Here is a 19,839-nt window from a genome sequence, read left to right as displayed (position 1 = left end):
AGCCGATGAGTTCAGGTCCGACAATCATCGAATATGAAGGCAAGAAGCCGGTTATCCATCCATCGGCCTTCATCGCGCCGGGCGCGGTGATCATTGGCGATGTCGAAATCGGGCCAAATTCGGGCATTTGGTATAACTGCGTGCTGCGCGGCGACGTGAACGAAATTCGGGTCGGCGCCCGGACAAATTTGCAGGACGGCACCGTGGTTCACGTTTCCAGTAAAGGCCAGGGTACCTATATCGGCGACGACATTTCGATCGGTCATATGGCCTTGATCCATGCCTGCACGCTTGAGGATGGAGCCTTCATCGGCATGAAGGCCTGCGTGATGGACGATTGCCGGGTTGAAAAGCGGGGCATGGTCGCCGCAGGCGCCTTATTGACGCCGGGCAAGACAGTCGCCGCTGGAGAACTCTGGGCCGGTTCGCCCGCGAAGTTCATGCGGATGACCCGTGAAAGCGATGCGCGGATGATTGACTACACATCGCCCCATTACGTGGACCTTGCCGCCAAGCACCGCATAGCTTGTGACAAGTCCTGAGGAGTAAGGAGAGAGGAACATGAAGCGTATCAAGGCCGCGCCCGCGAAGAAGCGGAACGCGGAAGCCAGGGCGGCATGGCGACTTGGACACCGTGTCGAGAAGAACGCCAAGGCCTATTCAAGAAAAGAAAAGCACAGGAACCCTCGCCATCAGGTCGAGGGTTCTTCTTTTTTACCAATCCGTCACTAATTAGCTATCTACTAAAGTCGAATACATAAATAGAAAAATAAGTTTCCAGAGATCTTTCAAGTCATTAGGGTCCGCACTTTGAAATAATGAAAATCTTGCGGTGAGGCATCCTTTGGGGGGGCTGCTTAGCGATCACGGTAGGTTTTTCATGAAGATCAGTACGAAGCTCACCCTTGCGACCTGCTCCTTGGGCCTAATGCTTGTCGGGTATGCCGCCTATGAATCCTTCGTCGGCTGGCAGTTGTACACCGAAAGTACGAAGGCGGTGGAGATCAATCAGGCCTCGATAGACCTCTACGACGCCGTCGACTCCTATGCGACGGAACGGGGAATGAGCGCGGGTGCGTTGAGTAATCCCAGTGGTGTGACGGCCGAACGTGCCGCGCGGATTGCAGATGCGGGCGCCGCCGCGGACCGGTCCCTGGAAAGCGCCCTTGCCGTAATCCGCGGTATCGGGTCCGGCAAGTTGGCGAAGGACATTGCCCATATCGAAGACGACATCGACACCCTGGCTGAACTGCGCGTGCAACGCGACGCCGTTTTGAGGGCGGGTTCGGCAGGCGATCAAGCCGATTTGCGCGCGGCGATGTTCGCGGCGCTCTCCAAGTTGATCAAGGACAGTCAGGCGTTGCGATCCCATGAGGAAGAGGAACTCGGGGACCATATGCCGCCGCATCTGATCGATACTTTCGCCGCCCGCGGCGGCCTTTGGGTCGCCAGCGAATATGCCGGCCGGACACGCGGTATGCTCACAGGCGTGCTCGGAGCCGGAACGCCGCTATCTGTTTCCGAAATCCAAAAAGTCGGATTCAATATCGGGCATGTGGATACGGGATTGTCCCTGGCGCATGACCGCGTCGGATTGTTCTCGCCGGAGTTTGAGCGCCTTCTCACGAAAAGCGAGCAGTTCAACGACAGGGATATCTCCGGCGCGGTAGATCGTATCGTCGCCGCCAGCGGACTGGGAGAGGCCTATCCGATTTCGTCGCAGGAATGGTTTGAATTGGCGTCGATTGGAGTCGGCGCGATTCTAGCGGCGCGCAATCAGGCATCGGAGGAGATTTCCGCCGATATCGAGAGTATCCGTGATGCGGCGATAGTGAGACTTGCTCTTGATATCTCCCTGATGATTGCAGCCTTTGTGATTGTCGGTCTCGCGCTCTTCGTGACCTATCGGCAGGTCCTGGCGCCGTTGAACGAAATTGCCGGCTCCATGGCCCTGTTATCGGGCGGCGACCTTGATGCGGAAGTGCCGGCTTTCAATCGGGATGACGAAGTCAGTGACATGGCCGTTGCGGTGCAGAAGTTCAAGGAAGAAGCCCAGGCTGCGGACCGGATGCGCAAGGAACAGGTAGAGGCGCAGGCAAACCAGGCCAGGCTGCAGCGTGAAGCGATGCTGAAGATGGCCGACTCTTTTGAACAACAGGTGGGTGGGTCGATCCAGTTGGTGTCCGCGGCTGCGACGCAATTGACCGCGACAGCCAGTCAGGTGGCGAATGCTGCGGCGGGTACGGAGGCGCGCAGCCGTCAGGTCTCGGAAGCGGCGGGACTTGCATCGTCGAATATCGATTCCGTGGCCCAGGCGGCCGAGGAACTGGATCGTGCGATCGCCGAAGTTGCCAGCACCGTTGGTGATGCGGCGAACGCAGCGCGCAATGCGTCTGACGAAGCCGCCGACGCTCAGGCGCGGATAGACGCATTGGATGTGGCCTCCAACCGTATCGGCGCGGTCGTGAACCTGATTCTGGACATCGCGGAACAGACCAATCTTCTGGCCCTGAACGCCACGATCGAGGCGGCCCGCGCCGGGGAAGCCGGTAAGGGCTTTGCGGTTGTTGCCAACGAAGTCAAATCGCTCGCGAACCAGACCGCCAAGGCGACTGACGAAATCAGTTCCGAGATCAATTCCATGCGCGACGCCATCAAGGAGTCCGTGTCGGCCGTTCGGGGCATCGGAGAGACGGTGCGGCGTTTGAGTGAGATGAACAACTCGGTCGCCGCAGCGGTGGAGGAACAATCCGCCACGACCAACACGATGTCGCAATCGATGTCCGACGCTGCGAGAAGTGTCACCGATGTCAGCGGTACGATGGAAGAACTGCTGGGGACCGCGACGGAAACGGGCGCGGCCGCGGAGCAGGTAAACGGGGCGACAGAGGAACTTTCGGTCCAGGCAAACAAAATGCAGGCATCCGTGACGGACTTCCTGCGCACGATCCGGGAAGGGTAAGGCCCTGGTGAGGCCCGGCTAGAGAAACCTAGCCGTCAGGTGATCCGCGCTTTGACGTAGGAGCCGGGCGCATCCTCTATGACCGGGTAGTTCTCCGCGGTGCCGGGGATACGCGGCGCCGTCTGCTTGCGGCCGGAATGTTTTTTGATCCATTTCAGCCATTCCGGCCACCAGGATCCCGGGTGTTCGGTCGCGGTGTCGAACCATTCGTCCGGCGTTGCCGGGTTCTTGGTATTGGTCCAGTGCGAGTATTTCGGCTTTTCCGGGTTGGGCGGATTGACCACGCCGGCGATATGTCCGCTGGCCGCCAGAATGAACTTCACCGGGCCCTTGTAGGTCTGCGTGGCCGCGTAGGTCGATTTCCACGGCGCAATGTGATCTTCCCGCGTAGACAGGACGCAGATCGGCACTTCAACGCGCGTCAGATCGATCGGCGTATCGCACAAGGTGATGCCGTTCGGCTCGATCAGCTTGTTCTCAAGATACATTTTGCGCAGGTAGAAACTGTGCATCGCCGCCGGCATCCGGGTCGAATCCGAATTCCAGTAGAGCAGGTCGAAGGGGAAGGGGTCCTTGCCCATGAGGTAATTGTTCACAACGAAGGACCAGATCAGGTCATTGGCCCGCAGCATGTTGAAGGTCGTCGCCATTTCCGACCCTTCGAGATAGCCGCGGTCGTTCATGCGCTCCTCGAGCGCTTTCAACTGTTCCTCGTCGATGAAGACGGACAGTTCGCCGGCTTCCTCGAAATCGATCATCGTGGTGAAGAACGTCGCGGACTTGACCCGCTCGTCCTTCTTGGCGGCCATGTAGGCGAGGGTGGAGGCCGTCAGCGTGCCGCCCAGGCAATAGCCGATGATGTTCGTCTGCGGCTCGCCCGTGATCTTCAGGACCGCGTCGATCGCCGCCAGCGTGCCTTCGGTCATGTAGTGTTCGAAGGTCTTCTGGGCCAGCTTGTGGTCCGGGTTCACCCAGGAAACGACGAAGACCGTCAGGCCCTGATCCACCGCCCATTTGATGAAGGAGTTCTTCGCCCGAAGGTCCAGGATATAATATTTGTTGATCCACGGCGGAACGATCACGAGCGGCGTCTTGTACACCTTCTCCGTCGTCGGCTCATACTGGATCAACTGCATCAATTCGGTCTGAAAGACGACCTTGCCGGGCGTCGTCGCGATATTCACACCGACTTCGAAAGCCTCGGCGTCGGTCATCGAGATTTTCAGCCGCCCTTCGCCCTTTTCCAGGTCGCTCAGCAGGTTTTCCAAACCGCGAACCAGGTTCTCGCCCTTGCTGTCCAGGGTTTCGCGCAGCACGGTCGGGTTGGTCAGCAGGAAGTTGCTCGGCGCCAGGGCGTCGGCGAATTGCTTGGTGTAGAAATCGACCTTCTTGGCCGTCTTGGGATCCAGGCCTTCGACTTCGCCGACGGTCTCCTGCATCCAGCGAGCGGTCAGCAGATAGGATTGCTTGATGTAGTCGAACAACGCGTTCTCGTTCCAGGCTTCGTCCCTGAATCGGTTGTCCGTCTTCTCAGGATGAATGACCGGCGCGGCCTCGCCGCCCAGCATGCGGTGCGTGGTGGCGGTCCAGAGATTGACGTAATTCTGCCAAAGATTGACCTGGGCCTGCATCATACCGGCCGGATTGGTCATCATCCGGTGCGTCATTTCCAGGAAGGCGGCGCCGACATTCAGTGGATCACCATGGCCCAGCGCCCCTTCCGCGCCGGCCGGATGTTTGTTTAGGAAGTCCGTGACGAGCTTTTGGCTGCGTTCCGCGATTTGCCCGAACTGGCGGGAGAACTCGACCGGATCCGGCCAGTCCTTCTGACCTTCCGTTTTATCGCTCGTTTTATCGCTCATACCGAACCCTTAACCGAAAGTAATGGAACAAGTTTACCGGCACCGTCATGCAGCGGCATAGTCCAAAAGTCGAATTACAATCGAGTTATAGAACAGGCCAGGGCACAGACCAAGGGGGCGCGGTACGCGGATGCCCTTGCCTTGCAGGGTGTTCGACTGTCCGTCTACCCGGTCGAATTTGGGGATAACAGCCTTTGTATCCAAGAGATTTTGGACAGCCGGGGGAATCCTATAGTATTTGCGTCATCTACTGGTATTGGGGGACGGCATGTGCAAACGTCGCGCCTGCCGGAAGTTTGTGAAAATGTACGGGTTGGATGTCATGACGACGAAGTCTACCGAACCGCATGTCGGTGCCGCCGATTGCAGGATCCTCATTCGCTTGGCGGCTGCTGCCGCGGTCGCGTTGTCCCTTACGGCATGCGAGACGATGTCCGATATCGGCGATGTGGCCGGTGATGCCGTCTCCGCCGCGAACCCGATGAACTGGTTCGGCGATGATGAGGACGAGGCACAGGACTCGACGGAACCGAAACCCGTTCCCGGCTCCGGCGACGCCTATCCCTCCGTCGGCGCCGTACCGCAAAAACCGCCGCCGCCCTCGATTGTTCAGGAGGCGGGCGCATTGCAGAACCAGTTGGTGGCGGACAAGAACAACGCCCGCTATTCGGAACAGGTCGTCCGGCAGGAAACAGCCGCCGGCCAGACCACGCGCTCGACTTCCGCGCAGACCTCCGCCCCGTCAGTGCCGCAAGTCACGTCGCCGCCGCAACCGGTTCCGCAGCCTGTAGCGACCCCGCAGCCCGTGCCGGTACCGCAGCCTGTTCCGGTGCCGCAACCGGCGGCGACCGCGCAACCGGTGCCACAGCCCGCGACCACCACTCAAACCGCCGCCGCGCCGCCGCAACCGGCGCCCTCGGCCGGTTATGGCAACCCGATCGGGCAGGCCGTCCATATCGCCACCTTGTATTTCCCGCAGGGCGGATCGCAACTGACGCAGAACGATCTCAATGTCCTGTCACAGGTTGCGGGGATCTATCGGAACGGCGGTAAGTCGATCAAGGTCGTCGGACATGCCAGTCAGTCGACCGGCGTGAATGATCAGGTCAGGCAGGATCTGGTCAATTACAAGGCATCCCTGGACCGGGCGACATCCGCCGCCGCGGCCCTGCTGCGGATCGGTATTCCGCAGGACAAGATCGATATCGCCGCCGTCGGCGCCCGCGAACCGCGCTACACGGAAGACAGTGCGGCCGGCGTTTCCGGCAACCAGCGGGTCGAGGTTTTCATTCAGTACTAGGACGGTATTGGGCGCGCGACCGCTGAGTTGGCGGCGCCTTGCCGGACGCATGGTCGCTGACCGGAGCGCGGTGGGGGCTTTCTTGTCCGGAAGGGTTAACCGAACCGCGGCTCATGCCCTGAGTTTGTCGGTGCGCGGGCTTATTCTGCGTTAGACGTGACAGGCCCGGTCCGTTAAAACGCAGTTCCGTTCAATCTTCGATGAAAACGCCCGACCGCCATGCTCGACTCCTTCCACCGTATCAAGCGCCTGCCGCCTTATATTTTCGCCGAGGTTAACGCCCTCAAGGCGGAAGCACGCGCCCGGGGCGAGGACATCATCGATTTCGGCATGGGCAACCCGGATTCGCCGACGCCGGAGCACATCGTCGAGAAGATGGTCGAAACGGTCCGCAATCCGAAGACCCATCGCTACTCGACCAGCCGGGGCATCCCCGGCTTGCGTCGGGCGCTGTCCGCCTATTACGAGCGCCGTTTCAACGTCTCCATCGATCCTGAGAAGGAAGCCATCGTTACCCTGGGGTCCAAGGAAGGCCTGGCAAACCTGGCGCAGGCGATTACCAGCCCGGGCGACATCATCCTGGCGCCGAACCCCTGCTATCCGATCCATTCCTTCGGCTTCATCATCGCCGGCGGGGCGATCCGCCATTTGCCGGCAGGCAGCGGTGAAGGGGATTTCCGCGAGGAATTCATGCAGGCGCTGCGCCGCGGCGTCGCCCATTCCATTCCCAAGCCGCTGGCGGTAATTCTGAACTTCCCGCAGAATCCGACCGCCCAGGTGGTCGATCTGGATTTCTATGCGGAAGTCGTCGATTTCTGCCGCCATCACGAGATCTATATTCTGTCGGACCTGGCCTATTCCGAGGTTTATTTCGGCGACACGCCGCCGCCGTCGGTCCTGGAAGTTCCCGGCGCCCGCGAGATCGCGGTGGAGTTCACCTCGCTTTCGAAGACCTATTCAATGCCGGGATGGCGCGTCGGTTTCGCGGCTGGGAACCAAACCCTGATCGCGGCCCTTGCGCGGATCAAATCATACGTGGATTACGGGGCTTTCACGCCGGTTCAGGTCGCTGCGACCGCCGCTTTGAACGGTCCGCAGGACTGCGTCGACGAAATGCGGGCACTGTACAAGGAACGCCGTGACGTCCTGGTGGAAAGCCTGTCGCGCGCCGGTTGGGACGTGCCAAGCCCCGAAGCGACCATGTTTGTCTGGGCTCCCTTGCCGAAGAAGTTCAGCAATGTGGGCAGTCTGGCTTTCGCCAAACAGCTGCTTACGGATGCCAAGGTTGCGGTCGCCCCGGGCGTCGGATTCGGCGAGTACGGCGAAGGCTTCGTCCGCATTGGATTGGTCGAGAACGTTCAGCGCATCCGTCAGGCTGCGCGCAACATCCGTACTTTCCTGGCCGAGAGCGAGCCGTCGGACACAGGCCAGGCGGCCTGAGCGGGACGTATCCACGGATTTGGAAAAGTGAGTTTAAATAGGCACTTGGTGGGGTGGAGTTCAGTAAATGGCTGAGGCGCTGAAAGTCGCGGTTGCCGGTTTGGGTACCGTCGGGGCGGGGTTGGTTCGACTGCTGCAGACGCAGCACGACATGATCGCGGCACGAGCCGGACGGCCGATTGAAATCACGGCTGTCGCTGCCCGCGACAAGACCAAGAACCGTGGATGCGATCTCTCCGGTTACGCCTGGTTCGACGATGCAGCCGAGATGGCGCGAGACGCGGATGCGGATGTCATCGTCGAATTGATCGGGGGCAGCGAGGGGATCGCCAAGGATGCCTGTGAGGCGGCCTTTGCCGCGGGGCGCCATGTCGTCACCGCCAACAAGGCGCTGATCGCTCATCACGGGTTGCAACTGGCCGCCGATGCCGAAAAGGCCGGCGTGACATTGGCCTATGAGGCGGCGGTCGCCGGCGGCATTCCCGTCATCAAGACAATCCGCGAAGGCCTGGCTGGGAACCGTATCTCGTCTTTGCACGGCATTTTGAACGGCACCTGCAACTACATTCTTACAGCGATGCGGGAAACGGGGCGGGATTTCGACGATGTCCTGAAGGAAGCGCAGGAATTGGGATACGCGGAAGCCGACCCCAGTTTCGACGTTGATGGGGTCGATGCGGCCCATAAGCTCGCGATTCTGACCAGCCTCGCTTTCGGGGTCGAGATCGACTTCGAGAGTGTCGCCGTCGAGGGCATTCGGCATATCACGCCGGACGATCTGCAATACGCCAGGGAGATCGGCTACAAGATCAAGTTGCTAGGCATCGCGGAGCAAAATGGGGAAGGGGTGTTCCAGCGCGTCCACCCGGTCATGGTTCCGATGAGCGCGCCGATCGCTTCGGTCGAAGGTGTCTTCAACGCGGTCGTCACCAAAGGCGACTTCGTGGATACGACCGTGATGGAAGGTCGCGGCGCCGGCGATGGCCCGACCGCTTCCGCCGTTGCCGCCGATTTGATCGACATCGCCGCCGGACGTGGCGGACCTGCCTTCGGTGTGCCGGTTTCAGCGCTGCGCAAGACGCCGACCCTGCCGTTGGACCGCCATGTCGGACCGTATTACGTTCGACTTGTGGTGATTGACCAGCCGGGCGTCATGGCGGATATCACGGCGATCCTTCGGGATGAATCGATTTCGCTGGAAAACGTGATCCAGCGCGGGCGTGACCCGGGGGCGCCGGTGACCGTCGTGTTGACCACGCATGAGGCGGGCGAAGCCGCGATGCAAGCCGCCCGTGCCAAGATCGAGGCACTCGGCGCAGTGGTGGAAACCCCGCGCATGATCCGAATTGAACCGTTCGAGGAATAGGGTCCCGACCGCCGGATTTCCGTCATGGAATTGGGCTAGAATGAGATAACGGCTCAGGACCGCCCGGTCCGCAGAAACAAAGAGCCGCAGGCAGAATTAAAGGAAGAACGACATGGCCGAAAAAGCACCAGAGATCACAGCTGACAAGAACCTTGCCCTCGAAGCGGCCCGCGTTGCCGAAGCGGCCGCCCTCGCGGCATCACGCTGGATGGGCCGTGGCGACGAGAAGGCGGCCGACCAGGCCGCCGTGGACGCCATGCGCACGGCGCTGAACGCGCTGGACATCGACGGCACGGTTGTCATCGGCGAAGGGGAACGCGACGAAGCGCCGATGCTGTATATCGGTGAGAAGGTCGGGTCCGGTAAGGGGCCGAAAATCGATATCGCGCTGGATCCGCTGGAAGGCACCACCATCACCGCGAAGGGCGGCACCAATGCGATGGCCGTGCTGGCGATGGCCGATGGCGGCAACTTCCTGCATGCGCCCGACGTATACATGGACAAGATTGCGGTCGGTGGCGGCCTGCCAGCCGGGATCGTGGATCTGGACAGAAGCCCGACGGAAAACCTGAAGGCCGTCGCGGAAGCCAAAGGCAAGAAACTCGAAGACGTTCTGGTTTGCATCCTGGATCGCCCGCGCCACGCGGAACTCATCAAGGCCGTACGCGACAGCGGCGCCCGTATCCAGTTGATCGGCGACGGCGACGTTGCCGGCGCCATGTCCACGTCCGATCCGGAAAGCGGGATCGACATCTATATGGGTAGTGGCGGCGCTCCGGAAGGCGTTCTGGCCTGTGCGGCCCTGCGCTGCATCGGCGGCCAGTTCCAGGGCCGCCTGCTGTTCCGGAACGATGATGAAAGGGAACGCGCGCACAAGGTCGGCATTACCGATCTGGACCGCAAATACGACATGATGGACCTGGCCAAGGGCAACGTCATGTTCGCGGCGACCGGCGTCACGGACGGCACGTTGCTGCGCGGCGTGCGGATCTTCGCCAAGGGTGCGACGACCCATTCCATCGTCATGCGCTCGAAGACCGGGACGGTCCGCAAGATCGAAACCCTGCACGATTTCGGCCGCAAGTTCTGGGTCGACCCGCGCTGATCCGGTCGGATCGTGACGGGCATTCGGGAGGACCTTCGGCGGTAGAATGACGGATCAGGCATTCCTTGGCGTGGAACGCTCGGCCAGCGGCAAGAGGTGGGAGTTGCGTCCCGTCGACGAGCGTTTGGCGGCGGCGATCGCCCAAAGCCGGGGGCTGCCCGATATCGTCGGCCGGGCGATTGCGGGTCGGGGCATCGGGTTGGAGGACATCGATGCCTTCCTGACTCCGTCCTTGCGGGACCAGATGCCCGACCCGATGCATCTGCGCGGGATGGAGGAGGGGATCGCGCGCCTGGTCCGCGCGATCCGCAGCGGCGAGAAGGTCGCGGTCTTCGGCGATTACGACGTCGACGGCGCGACATCCTCCGCCTTGATCAAACGGTACTTCGCGGCACTCGGTTTGCCGGTCCAGGTCTATATCCCGGACCGCATTGCGGAGGGTTACGGCCCGAATGCGCAGGCACTATTGAAGCTGCATCGTGATGGTGTCCGCCTGGTGATGACGGTCGATTGCGGCATCACCGCATTCGATCCCCTGCAGGCGGCCAAGGAAGCGGGCCTCGACGTCATCGTGGTCGACCATCACGCGGCCGAACCGCGTTTGCCGCCCGCCTCCGCCGTGATCAATCCGAACCGTCTGGACGATGACAGCCCCCACGGCTATCTCGCCGCCGTCGGCGTGACCTTTCTGGTGCTGGTGGCGCTGAACCGGGCCCTGCGCGAAGCCGGCTGGTTCAAGGACAGGCGCGAGCCCGATTTGAGAAACCTGCTGGACCTTGTCGCCCTGGGAACGGTGGCGGATGTCGTCGCCCTGCGCGGTCTGAACCGCGTGTTGACCGCCCAGGGTCTGAAAGTTCTGGCCCAGCGGCGCAATACCGGCCTGCGGGCACTTGCCGATATCGCCGGCATGGACGAAATGCCCGGCACGTATCATCTGGGCTTTCTGCTCGGCCCGCGGATCAATGCCGGCGGCCGTGTCGGTGAACCGTGGCTCGGCGCCGATCTGCTTTCCACTGAAGACGAGGCGTCGGCGCGGGATATCGCCCGGCGGTTGGACGGCTATAACGCGGAACGGCGGGAAATCGAGGCGCAATGCCTGGAACAGGCGATCGACATTGCCGAGGCGCAGGGCATGGGCGAGCACCTGGTCTATGTCGGGGCCGAAGGATGGCATCCCGGCGTGATTGGTATCGTCGCCGGCCGCTTGAAGGAGCGATACAACCGCCCGGCCTGTGTCGTCGCGTTCGAAAAAGGGATCGGCAAGGGCAGCGGCCGATCGGTCGAGGGGGTCGATCTGGGCGCTCATGTCATCGCGGCCCGGCAATCCGACCTCCTGGTCAATGGGGGCGGACACAAAATGGCCGCCGGTTTCACCGTTGCCGAAGGGCAGAGTGAGGCCTTCGGGGCCTTCCTGGAAGAGCGTATCGCCGCTGAACTGTCCGGCGCGCCGATCAGGCCGCGGCTGACGCTGGATGGCGGATTGTCCGTTTCGGGGGCGACCTTGCCCTTGATCGACGCCCTGGAAAATCTCGCTCCCTTCGGCATGGGCAATGCGGAACCGCGTTTCGCCCTGCCCAATGCGCGCATCGCGCAGGCGGATGTGGTTGGGACGGATCATGTCCGTTGTCGCGTCGCGGGTGAGGGGGGAGCCTCGTTGAAGGCGATTGCCTTCCGTTGTGCGGATCAGGAAATGGGAAGTCTCTTGCTGAGTGCCCGCGGCGGTGCGCCGATCCATCTGGCCGGACGGTTGCGGGTCGATCGCTGGCAGGGCAGGGAACAGCCGCAACTGATGATCGACGACGCCGCGCCGGGCAATTGATCTAGCGTTTCAGATCGGTCGCCGTCTTCAGCAGTTCCTCGACCGTACGAAGGGTCGTTGCCGCGGAGGAATAGGCACGCTGCGTTTCGATCATCCGGACCAGTTCCTCGCCGAGATCGACCGTCGACCCTTCCAGGGCGCCGGTTACGATCTGCGCGCGGCCGTTGATATCCGCTTCGAAAATCTGCAAATCGCCGTTCAAGCCGCTCAGAATGAAATGCGTGTCGGTGACGGGCGCGAGCAATTCCGGGTTCACCACGTCGCCGATCGCAAGCTTGGCTAGGTTCCGTGTCTGACCGTTGCTGAATATGCCTTCCAATTCACCGCGCTGGTTGAAGCGGGAGGCGACGAGGTCGCCTTCCTCGAAACCGTTCGAACCGGCTTCGGTCAGCACGAATTCCGGCGCGAAGCTGCGCATGTCGGATATGTCGACCGTCGTCGCGATCGAGCCGCCGGAATCGGTAAATGTAATCGCCAGGTCCACCGAAGGCGGTACGTTCAACGTGCCGTCCGCGTTGAAGGTTACGGTGACGGGCGCGGCGGGCGCTGTGATGGTCGCGTTGTCGCCGAAGAATTCCAGCGTCCACTCGTTGTTTGTGGCGGTCTTGGTGAAACGCGCCGTTACATTGTGGCGGTCTGCGATGCCGTCTGCCGCGCCTGTTCCGTCGAATATGGTCAAGCCGACATCGAAAAACTCACCCGTCGCCGAGTCCGGCGGCAAATTCGCGTCGATGAAGGATTGTGTCGATGCCACCGCCTGGAAGCTGTCGCCGCCCGCATCCAGGCGGATCGGCACCAGACCGCTGGTATCGGTGACGGTTGTGAAGGTCTCCGTTGCGGCGTCGAAGGGGAAACCCAGGACAAAATTGCCTACATTGTCGGTAAGATATACCTCCTCGACGCCTGCATTCTCGACAATGCGCCGCTGGAACTGACCCGAGTCGGTCAGCAAGGTCGTGCCGGACCCGTCCAGTTCCGTGTTGACCAGGAAGAAGCCGCGGCCCGACAAGGCGAGGTCCAGAGAGCCGTTTGTGTTCTGGATGCCGCCTTCGGCGCGGACATCGCGTCGGACGACGTTGCTGGCGCCGCGGAGCGCTGGGAAAACATTGCCGCGCACCCGGCCCGCATCGACCACCAGCTCCTCGAACGTGCTCGTTTCGGCCTTGTGGCCCGGCGTCGTCGAATTGGCGATATTGTGGGAAATGACCTCAAAGGCCTTGGCCTGCGCCTGAATGGCGCTGATGCTGGACCCAAAGAGGTAGTTTGCGACCACGGAAGGTATACTCCGAACCGTCTGTTCCAATTAGCTGTCAGGTGTTTAGCAAGGATGGTGCCAAAGGCTTGAAACCGCGTTGAAAAGAAACTGCAAACAATCTGAATTTTTGCGGTTCATTCGGCTTGACGGAGACGGCGCGTCCCCATATATCTCCGCCTCGCCGACGACGACCCCTTCGTCTAGAGGCCTAGGACACCGCCCTTTCACGGCGGCAACACGGGTTCGAATCCCGTAGGGGTCGCCATTCCTTTCGGAATGACATTCGGAAACGACAAAAGCCGCCACAGGGCGGATTTTTTGCGTTTGAGTGCCGGCTTTCTGCGATCCTTCAATTCGCCCTGCCGTTGGCGGCGTCGGTCCAGCAAACCGCATGTTCGGATTATGCCGGGGGGCGACGCTGCCCCCGATGATCCAGGGGCAGCGATACCGGAGGGCGCTCCGTCAGCCGGTCTGGTCGTCGACGGCTGCATCCGGGGCGTTTTTCTTCACGGACTCGATTCCATTGTCGCGCGCGGCGGCCGATTCATAGCTTTCGCTGGTGCCGATTACCTGACCGTTCGAAGCCTTCAGATTGAACATGTACTTGCCGGCCTTCGTTTCCTTGCGTTCGTAGCGGCCGTCATTCAGTGCGTTGGATTTTACGGAGTCGATGCCGTTCGTCGCGCTCGATTTCTGTTTGTATCCTTCGCTTGCCAGAATGACCTGGCCATTGCCCGCTTTCAGGCGAAAACGGTACTCACCGGCCTTGTCGGTATACAAGTCAAACTTCCCAGCCATGTTCAGTCTCTCCAGTTTTTAATTGATCAACGAAGCAATGAGCCCAGCACGCCGCGAATCAAACGACGACCGAGTTCGCTGCCGACGGTTCGAATGACGCTTTTGGCGGCCGTCTCGAACAAACTGTCCGATCGCGAGGACCGGCGGGCGGTCCTGCTTTTCTTTCGGGCGCGTTCATTTTCCCGATGGCGGCGTTCTTCTTCCAACTCCCGCGCAGCTTGTTCTTCACGCCGCCGTTCTTCCTCAGCGACGACACGCGCCCGTTCCTCGAGCATTTCGTAGGCGGACTCCCGATCCAGGCGCTTGTCGTATTTGCCGGCGAGAGGGCTTCTAGAGAGCGCACGATCCCGTTCCCGATCAGTCAAAGGATCCAGTTGGGAGCAGGGGGGACGGATCAAGGTTCGTTCGACGATCCCGGGTATGCCCTTTTCCTGCAGGGTCGACACCAGGGCCTCGCCCACGCCCAATTCCGTGATGACCTGTTCCGTATCGAAGGCGGGGTTCTCGCGGAAACTCTCGGCGGCGGCGCGGATCGCCTTGCGTTCCTTCGGTGTATAGGCGCGCAGGGCATGCTGGATACGGTTGCCGAGCTGTCCCAGCACCGCGTCGGGTATGTCGGCCGGGTTTTGGGTGACGAAATAGACGCCGACACCCTTTGAACGGATCAGGCGGACCACTTGCGTGATCTTTTCAAGCAAGGCGGAGGGGGCGTTGGAGAACAGCAGATGCGCTTCGTCGAAAAAGAAGACGAGCTTGGGTTTGTCGGGGTCGCCGACTTCGGGCAGTTCCTCGAACAGTTCCGATAGCAGCCAAAGCAGGAAGGTGGCGTAGAGCTTGGGGCTCTGCATCAATTCGTCGGCGGCGAGAAGATTGATGATCCCCTTGCCGTCCTCGACGCGCATGAAATCGGACAGTTCCAGCGCCGGTTCGCCGAAGATGTTTTCACCGCCCTGGTTTTCCAGGGTCAGGATTCGGCGCTGAATCGCCCCGACCGACGATGCCGCAATGTTTCCATATGCTGTCCGGAATTGCCGGGCATTATCGCCGACAAAGGTCAGCATGGCGCGCAGATCCTTCAGATCCAGCAGTAACATGCCTTCATCGTCGGCGATCTCGAATACGGCTGTCAGCACGCCTTCCTGTGTGTCGTTCAGGTTGAGAAGCCGGGACAGCAGAACCGGCCCCATTTCCGAGATCGTGGTCCGAACCGGATGGCCCTGGCGGCCGAACAAATCCCAATACACCGTTGGAAAACCTTGGAACTGGTACTTGTCAGCCCATCCAATCTCTTCGGCGCGCTTGATCAGGAACGGTTTGCCTTCACCGGTTTCCGCGACACTGAGGCCGGAGAGATCGCCTTTGATATCGGCGGCGAATACGGGAACCCCTGCGGCGGAGAAACCTTCCGCCAGGTCCCGCAGGGTCACGGTCTTGCCGGTCCCGGTCGCGCCGGCGACGAGGCCATGGCGGTTGGCATATTTGAGCGAAAGGAACAGATCCGTTCCACCCTTGCCGAGGTAGATCTTCCCTTCCTTAATCATCTGTCAATTCCGGACAAAATTGGGCTTGTCGGGTCGGCCAAATAGGGCCGGCTCGACCGGGAATGATTGGAATTCATGGGGTGGTCCGGTTCCTGTTTCAGAAGCTGGGATTGGATACAGGTGCAGGTATATAAGGGAATGTGAGTATAAGGCCGCTTCAGCGTCCATGCATAGGCACAATCCTCACTTGGCCGCTATTTTTCCCGGTACTCGATCGATCACGGATCGACCTGTTTCGTGGCCGAGGCAATCGTATCGCAGGTTCTTCCGTCTTGTCCGAAGGGGAGGAAGATGCGGGTCAAGTGAATGTAATCCCTGCTTTTCCAATAAATATTGCCTTCGGCATGTCCGATACAGGGTTGATCGGCGACCCGTTCCCAGAAGGTCCAGTCCTTCAGGGTAATGCTCCAGTCGACCTGGGATTCGCGCAATGTTCTGCCCGTCCTGTCCTCGCCATAGAGTTCCGTAAGTTCGGTGCCCCAGAGAGTGGTCAGGGTATCCAGCGGTTCATACGTGACCTTGTTGACGGCGACATAACCGAGCCATGGCTTGAAATCGTACATGTCGAAAGAGGACCAGGCCGGCAGCAGCGCGTCACCGCGCTTGGAATCCCATAGCTCGACGAGGTCGGACCAGATCGGATCGACCGAATCCAATGCGTCCAACGCAAAGAAGCGATGCCGCCAGTCGTCATCCTTGGGTATGTCGGGCTTGTCCATCATGTAGCGGAAAGTCTTGAACTGCGTCGAATGTCGCGTTTGACGGGCACTGACCTTCGGCGGTGCGTTCCCATGCTTTGTTAGGGGGCGGTAGCGTACGATAAATTACGAACCGGTATATTAATAATTTGTCAATTTCGACCGGGCGCGGAGGCGCCTGCGTAGGTGCCGGATCTCATTACCGCCCCTGGCGCAACGCAGAAGTGACGTCGAAAGGCATCTTGGGCGTTGGCGGCGGCGCCTTTTGGTTTTTTCATGAAACTTCCTGGATGGCGGTTGGTTTACGGTCGCCCGGACAAGGAGACATGACCTCGACAAGAGGCGTGACGGATCGTCATCGTATGGGGAGGCATTGATGCAGAAGCGGTGGAAAAACCGGCCGGAAGGGTCGAACTGGGGCGATTTCGGGCCGGATGATCAACTGGGCCGGCTGAACCTGATTACGCGGGAGAAAGTGCTTCAGGGGCTGGCGGAAGCGAAGGAAGGGGTCACATTCTGTCTTTCCCTGCCGCTCGACTATCCTGGCGGAAGCGGCCTCAACCCGCGGCGAAAACCGCCTGTCCTCAGACCGACGTTGAGGCCGAATGCGGTGAATTTCAACGTTGCGCTGAATACCGAAGAGGATGGCGCGACCGATGTCGTCTGCGACGACCTGGCATTGCTGCACTTGCAGTATTCCACTCAGTGGGACGCCTTCGCCCATGTCGGGTCGCTTTTCGATGCCGATGGCGACGGTGTGCCGGAGAAGGTTTTTTATAACGGCTTCCGGGGTGGCGAGGATATTGTTGGGCCCAAAGAAATGTCAGATGCAGGGGCCGGGCCGAACGCCGATTGGCGTGAAGGGACATGCAAGGCGGGCGCCCTGGGCATAGAGAATTTCGCAGCCCATGGTCTGCAGGGACGGGCCGTCATGGTCGATCTGCATGCTCATTTGGGAAATGATCGCACTTATGTCGGATACGACCTGTTGATGCAGGTGCTGGATAGGGACGGGGTCGAGATCGAAACCGGTGACATGGTCTGTTTTCACACCGGCTTCGCGGAAGTCGTCCTGGACATGAACCGCAATCCCGACGAGGGAACGCTGCATTCCGCCTGCGCAGTGTTGAATGGCCGCGACGGAAAGCTGCTGAACTGGATATCGGACAGCGGCTTGTCGGCGTTGATCGCCGATAATTACGCAGTTGAAGGAATTCCGTCCAAGCCGGGGCAGGCGGATTGCTGTGCATCCATGCCGTTGCACGAACACTGTCTGTTCAAGAACGGCATTCCGCTGGGCGAGTTGTGGCATTTGACGCCGTTGGCGGCCTGGCTTCGCGACAGGGGCCGATACCGCTTCCTGCTGACGGCGCCACCGCTTCGGTTGCCGGGGGCCGTTGGATCGCCGACGACACCGGTCGCGACGGTCTGAGGCGGCGCTTGGGGTTGCCGCCGCAAGCTTCCTGCGGTGGCGTCGATGGTATTGCTGTCAGTCGGACCGAACCAGGTCGGTGAAGTCCTCGTTCACGCCGAAACCGAGATCGATCATATCGCGTTCGATGATATTGGCGCCCAGCACTACCGGATCGTCGCCCGGGCCGAACTTCACAGGGGCGATCAGTTGCGCGGCGAAAAGGGCGAAAGCATCGACGCCGGCTTCTGTCGATTTGAGCGGGATGACCAGGACTTCCAATTGCGCCTTTTTACCTTCTGAATAGGTCTGTTCAATTATCGCGCGGAAGGCTGTGGGAATGGCGATGACGTCCTGCAGTGAGGCGATCGCGTTTCCGCGTCTGGGGCCGGCGACGAAATCGATGTAATTGCGGCCGGTCGGATTCATCCCGATCCGTTGTTTCCAAGCCTCACCGACGATCCGGTAGATCCATTTGTCCGGCAGGGTGACGGCAAACAGCGCCACATTCGGCAGTGCCTTCGCAAACTTGGAAATATCGAGCCCGGATTTGGCTGGGATCCGGCCACCGGCTTCCTCGATCATGTCCGCATAGGCCGACGCGACAATGCGCGGCGCCATCGTTGTGAAGAGAGCGGGCGCTTCGGCGATCGAAACGATACTACGAGGCTTTTGGCGAACCCATTCCATTGCCGTTCCAACATAAACAGTCAGGGCAATCGGCCAAGACAATACGATGCGATCATTCGTAGCGCAGTTTGCCCGGCATGGAAATCGATCCATTGATGAGGTTGCGGCCGGCCGTGAGGGACCTTGCGCGACAGCCGGGTTCTAGCACGGGCGCCGTTTGCCCCGTGAAGCGTTGATGCGGATGCCGACAAGAAACGCCAATCCTGTCAGCAGCATCAATGCGGGCGCGGGGAGAGGTACCGCGGTGACGAGGTCGATGGTGGTGAAGCCCAGATCCTGGAAGGAAGCCACCGTGGTGGCGCTGACAAAGGCCGGGACATTCAGGAAACCGGTCAGCAACTCGTTAGCGGTGCCGGCCCAGGTTTCGTCCCAATGCGCATCGACCGTCCCTTCGCCGCCATCAAGTTCGACAGGAATGAAGGTCGCGAGAGGGTCGAATTCCAACCGGTAGATATCCAGCGCATTTTGTCCGGTGTATTGGCCCGACCCATCGACATAAAGGCCGTTCAATTCCCACAAGGTGCCGAAACCCATGACATGCGCCATTTCGTGGATGATCACTTCATCCAGAATGCCGGCGGCTTCCATGACGCTGAGATCGGCGGAATCGAATTGCATGATGCCGTCGGTAGCGAGGGCGAAACCTTGCTGGAATACGCCGAAAGTGGGGCCGGCCTGACCGAGGACCTGGCCGCTACCGTCGATCGGTACGCCGGATGCTTCGATGGTGATGCCCGACAGGGTGATACCCGGTTGGTAGCCGGTGATCAGGGTTTCCCAGAATTCCTCGGCCTGGGAGAATATGCTCTGCTGAGTGCTTGTAAGCCCGCCGGTGAACACGACGCTGATGTCGAAACCGGCGGAACGCGCGGATGTCGTGGCGAAAACGGTGAGAAGAAGCGCTATGGCGGCTAAGAGTTTTCCGGGTTTCGACACGCACAAATCTCCATACACAAACATTTGCGTTTAATGATATTCCCGAACCCTTAACAAACTATTGATGCACGGAATGGCCATCGAAGCCTGTGATGGCCCTCACAGTATGAAAGGATGCCTGGATGTAGCGATTCAGCGTGTCGGTTGACGTCTGCCATCCGCGAAAACTCTGTTCCAGCATTGAATATCGACCGACTTCCGCAGCCCAGTCGGCCAAAACGGGTCGTTTTTGACGAGCTGCCAAACCTCGTCTTCGTTGTCGCAGTTGACCGTCCAAAGACCGCCTGAAGGAAGGCCGGAACGCGGATCCCGCAGAGGGCCCGCCGCGGTTATCCGATCGGCATTCTGTTCCAGGAAGGCCAAATGCGCCTGCATATGCTTCTCTCTCTGGGTGGCGGCACTGTCTTCGTCCTCGAAAAATACGACATACATGCTTCTGCCTCCTTGTTTGGTCTGACGTATCGCGGACCCTAGCCGAAAGGGCGTTCTCCAAGAGCCCCGAACCTTCGCCGGATCGATCTGCAGAATTGCAAAGACCCTTGCCGCGGCCCTGGAGAGAGAAACACCGAAACCGCCGACGGCGCGCTCGATACAATAAACGGCGCGGCGGAACGGGCGTTGCGTATCCTGGAACTTAGGGTATTTGGATCTTCGGG

Annotated in this window: 17 protein-coding genes and 1 tRNA gene; 10 read left to right on the top strand and 8 right to left on the bottom strand. The window is 60.4% G+C overall.

Annotation, left to right across the window (positions count from 1 at the left end; all coding sequences use genetic code 11):
* Positions 1 to 5: 5 nt before the first annotated feature.
* The 3 genes from ACQK2G_RS10545 to ACQK2G_RS10535 all read left to right on the top strand — a co-directional run bounded on the left by ACQK2G_RS10545 (position 6) and on the right by ACQK2G_RS10535 (position 2,962).
* On the top strand, positions 6 to 542 hold the full coding sequence (locus ACQK2G_RS10545; protein WP_425404988.1) for a gamma carbonic anhydrase family protein: 537 nt from the start codon (positions 6 to 8) through the stop codon (positions 540 to 542).
* Positions 543 to 561: 19 nt separating this feature from the next.
* Positions 562 to 732, top strand: a complete 171-nt coding sequence (locus tag ACQK2G_RS10540; RefSeq protein WP_425404987.1) for a hypothetical protein — start codon at positions 562 to 564, stop codon at positions 730 to 732.
* A gap of 148 nt (positions 733 to 880) precedes the next feature.
* The gene (locus ACQK2G_RS10535) at positions 881 to 2,962 is read left to right on the top strand and encodes a methyl-accepting chemotaxis protein (protein WP_425404986.1); all 2,082 of its coding nucleotides are present in this window, start codon (positions 881 to 883) and stop codon (positions 2,960 to 2,962) included.
* A 35-nt stretch (positions 2,963 to 2,997) separates the two neighbouring features.
* On the opposite strand, the gene ACQK2G_RS10530 is transcribed toward ACQK2G_RS10535, so the two are convergent.
* Positions 2,998 to 4,824: a PHA/PHB synthase family protein gene (locus ACQK2G_RS10530; RefSeq protein WP_425404985.1), complete on the bottom strand. Its 1,827-nt coding sequence runs from the start codon at positions 4,822 to 4,824 to the stop codon at positions 2,998 to 3,000.
* A gap of 322 nt (positions 4,825 to 5,146) precedes the next feature.
* Between ACQK2G_RS10530 and ACQK2G_RS10525 the strand changes: the two genes are divergently transcribed.
* The 5 genes from ACQK2G_RS10525 (at position 5,147) to recJ (ending at position 11,854) form a co-directional block, all read left to right on the top strand.
* The gene (locus ACQK2G_RS10525; protein ID WP_425404984.1) at positions 5,147 to 6,124 is read left to right on the top strand and encodes an OmpA family protein; all 978 of its coding nucleotides are present in this window, start codon (positions 5,147 to 5,149) and stop codon (positions 6,122 to 6,124) included.
* A gap of 219 nt (positions 6,125 to 6,343) precedes the next feature.
* The gene (locus tag ACQK2G_RS10520) at positions 6,344 to 7,564 is read left to right on the top strand and encodes an LL-diaminopimelate aminotransferase (protein WP_425404983.1); all 1,221 of its coding nucleotides are present in this window, start codon (positions 6,344 to 6,346) and stop codon (positions 7,562 to 7,564) included.
* Between the two features lie 67 nt (positions 7,565 to 7,631).
* Positions 7,632 to 8,930, top strand: coding sequence for a homoserine dehydrogenase (locus ACQK2G_RS10515; protein WP_425404982.1), 1,299 nt, complete (start codon positions 7,632 to 7,634; stop codon positions 8,928 to 8,930).
* A 112-nt stretch (positions 8,931 to 9,042) separates the two neighbouring features.
* Entirely contained in the window at positions 9,043 to 10,035 is a 993-nt protein-coding gene (gene glpX, locus ACQK2G_RS10510) for a class II fructose-bisphosphatase (RefSeq protein WP_425404981.1), read from the top strand.
* A 46-nt stretch (positions 10,036 to 10,081) separates the two neighbouring features.
* Positions 10,082 to 11,854 (top strand): single-stranded-DNA-specific exonuclease RecJ, encoded by a 1,773-nt coding sequence (recJ, locus tag ACQK2G_RS10505; RefSeq protein WP_425404980.1) that lies wholly within the window; start codon positions 10,082 to 10,084, stop codon positions 11,852 to 11,854.
* A gap of 1 nt (position 11,855) precedes the next feature.
* Here recJ and ACQK2G_RS10500 read toward each other — a convergent pair whose 3' ends face one another.
* Positions 11,856 to 13,127 (bottom strand): flagellar hook protein FlgE, encoded by a 1,272-nt coding sequence (locus tag ACQK2G_RS10500; protein WP_425404979.1) that lies wholly within the window; start codon positions 13,125 to 13,127, stop codon positions 11,856 to 11,858.
* A 171-nt stretch (positions 13,128 to 13,298) separates the two neighbouring features.
* Between ACQK2G_RS10500 and ACQK2G_RS10495 the strand changes: the two genes are divergently transcribed.
* Positions 13,299 to 13,374: transfer RNA gene (locus tag ACQK2G_RS10495), tRNA-Glu, on the top strand.
* A gap of 197 nt (positions 13,375 to 13,571) precedes the next feature.
* On the opposite strand, the gene ACQK2G_RS10490 is transcribed toward ACQK2G_RS10495, so the two are convergent.
* The 3 genes from ACQK2G_RS10490 to ACQK2G_RS10480 all read right to left on the bottom strand — a co-directional run bounded on the left by ACQK2G_RS10490 (position 13,572) and on the right by ACQK2G_RS10480 (position 16,170).
* Entirely contained in the window at positions 13,572 to 13,907 is a 336-nt protein-coding gene (locus tag ACQK2G_RS10490; protein ID WP_425404978.1) for a YegP family protein, read from the bottom strand.
* Positions 13,908 to 13,933: 26 nt separating this feature from the next.
* Positions 13,934 to 15,448, bottom strand: coding sequence for a helicase HerA-like domain-containing protein (locus ACQK2G_RS10485; protein WP_425404977.1), 1,515 nt, complete (start codon positions 15,446 to 15,448; stop codon positions 13,934 to 13,936).
* A 218-nt stretch (positions 15,449 to 15,666) separates the two neighbouring features.
* Positions 15,667 to 16,170, bottom strand: coding sequence for a hypothetical protein (locus tag ACQK2G_RS10480; RefSeq protein ID WP_425404976.1), 504 nt, complete (start codon positions 16,168 to 16,170; stop codon positions 15,667 to 15,669).
* A 352-nt stretch (positions 16,171 to 16,522) separates the two neighbouring features.
* On the opposite strand from ACQK2G_RS10480, the gene ACQK2G_RS10475 reads away from it, so the two are divergent.
* Positions 16,523 to 17,578, top strand: coding sequence for a cyclase family protein (locus ACQK2G_RS10475; RefSeq protein ID WP_425404975.1), 1,056 nt, complete (start codon positions 16,523 to 16,525; stop codon positions 17,576 to 17,578).
* Between the two features lie 57 nt (positions 17,579 to 17,635).
* Here ACQK2G_RS10475 and ACQK2G_RS10470 read toward each other — a convergent pair whose 3' ends face one another.
* The 3 genes from ACQK2G_RS10470 to ACQK2G_RS10460 all read right to left on the bottom strand — a co-directional run bounded on the left by ACQK2G_RS10470 (position 17,636) and on the right by ACQK2G_RS10460 (position 19,615).
* Positions 17,636 to 18,247, bottom strand: a complete 612-nt coding sequence (locus ACQK2G_RS10470; protein ID WP_425404974.1) for a hypothetical protein — start codon at positions 18,245 to 18,247, stop codon at positions 17,636 to 17,638.
* 141 nt (positions 18,248 to 18,388) lie between these two features.
* A complete protein-coding gene (locus tag ACQK2G_RS10465; protein WP_425404973.1) occupies positions 18,389 to 19,183 on the bottom strand; it encodes a leishmanolysin-related zinc metalloendopeptidase in 795 nt (264 codons plus the stop codon).
* A gap of 132 nt (positions 19,184 to 19,315) precedes the next feature.
* A complete protein-coding gene (locus ACQK2G_RS10460) occupies positions 19,316 to 19,615 on the bottom strand; it encodes a YciI family protein (protein WP_425404972.1) in 300 nt (99 codons plus the stop codon).
* Between the last annotated feature and the right edge of the window lie 224 nt (positions 19,616 to 19,839).

Source organism: Hwanghaeella sp. (assembly GCF_965227365.1).
Lineage (GTDB): Bacteria > Pseudomonadota > Alphaproteobacteria > UBA8366 > Aestuariispiraceae > Hwanghaeella.
Note: the sequence above shows the minus strand (reverse complement) of the source record. Positions and strands in the feature narration are given on the sequence as shown.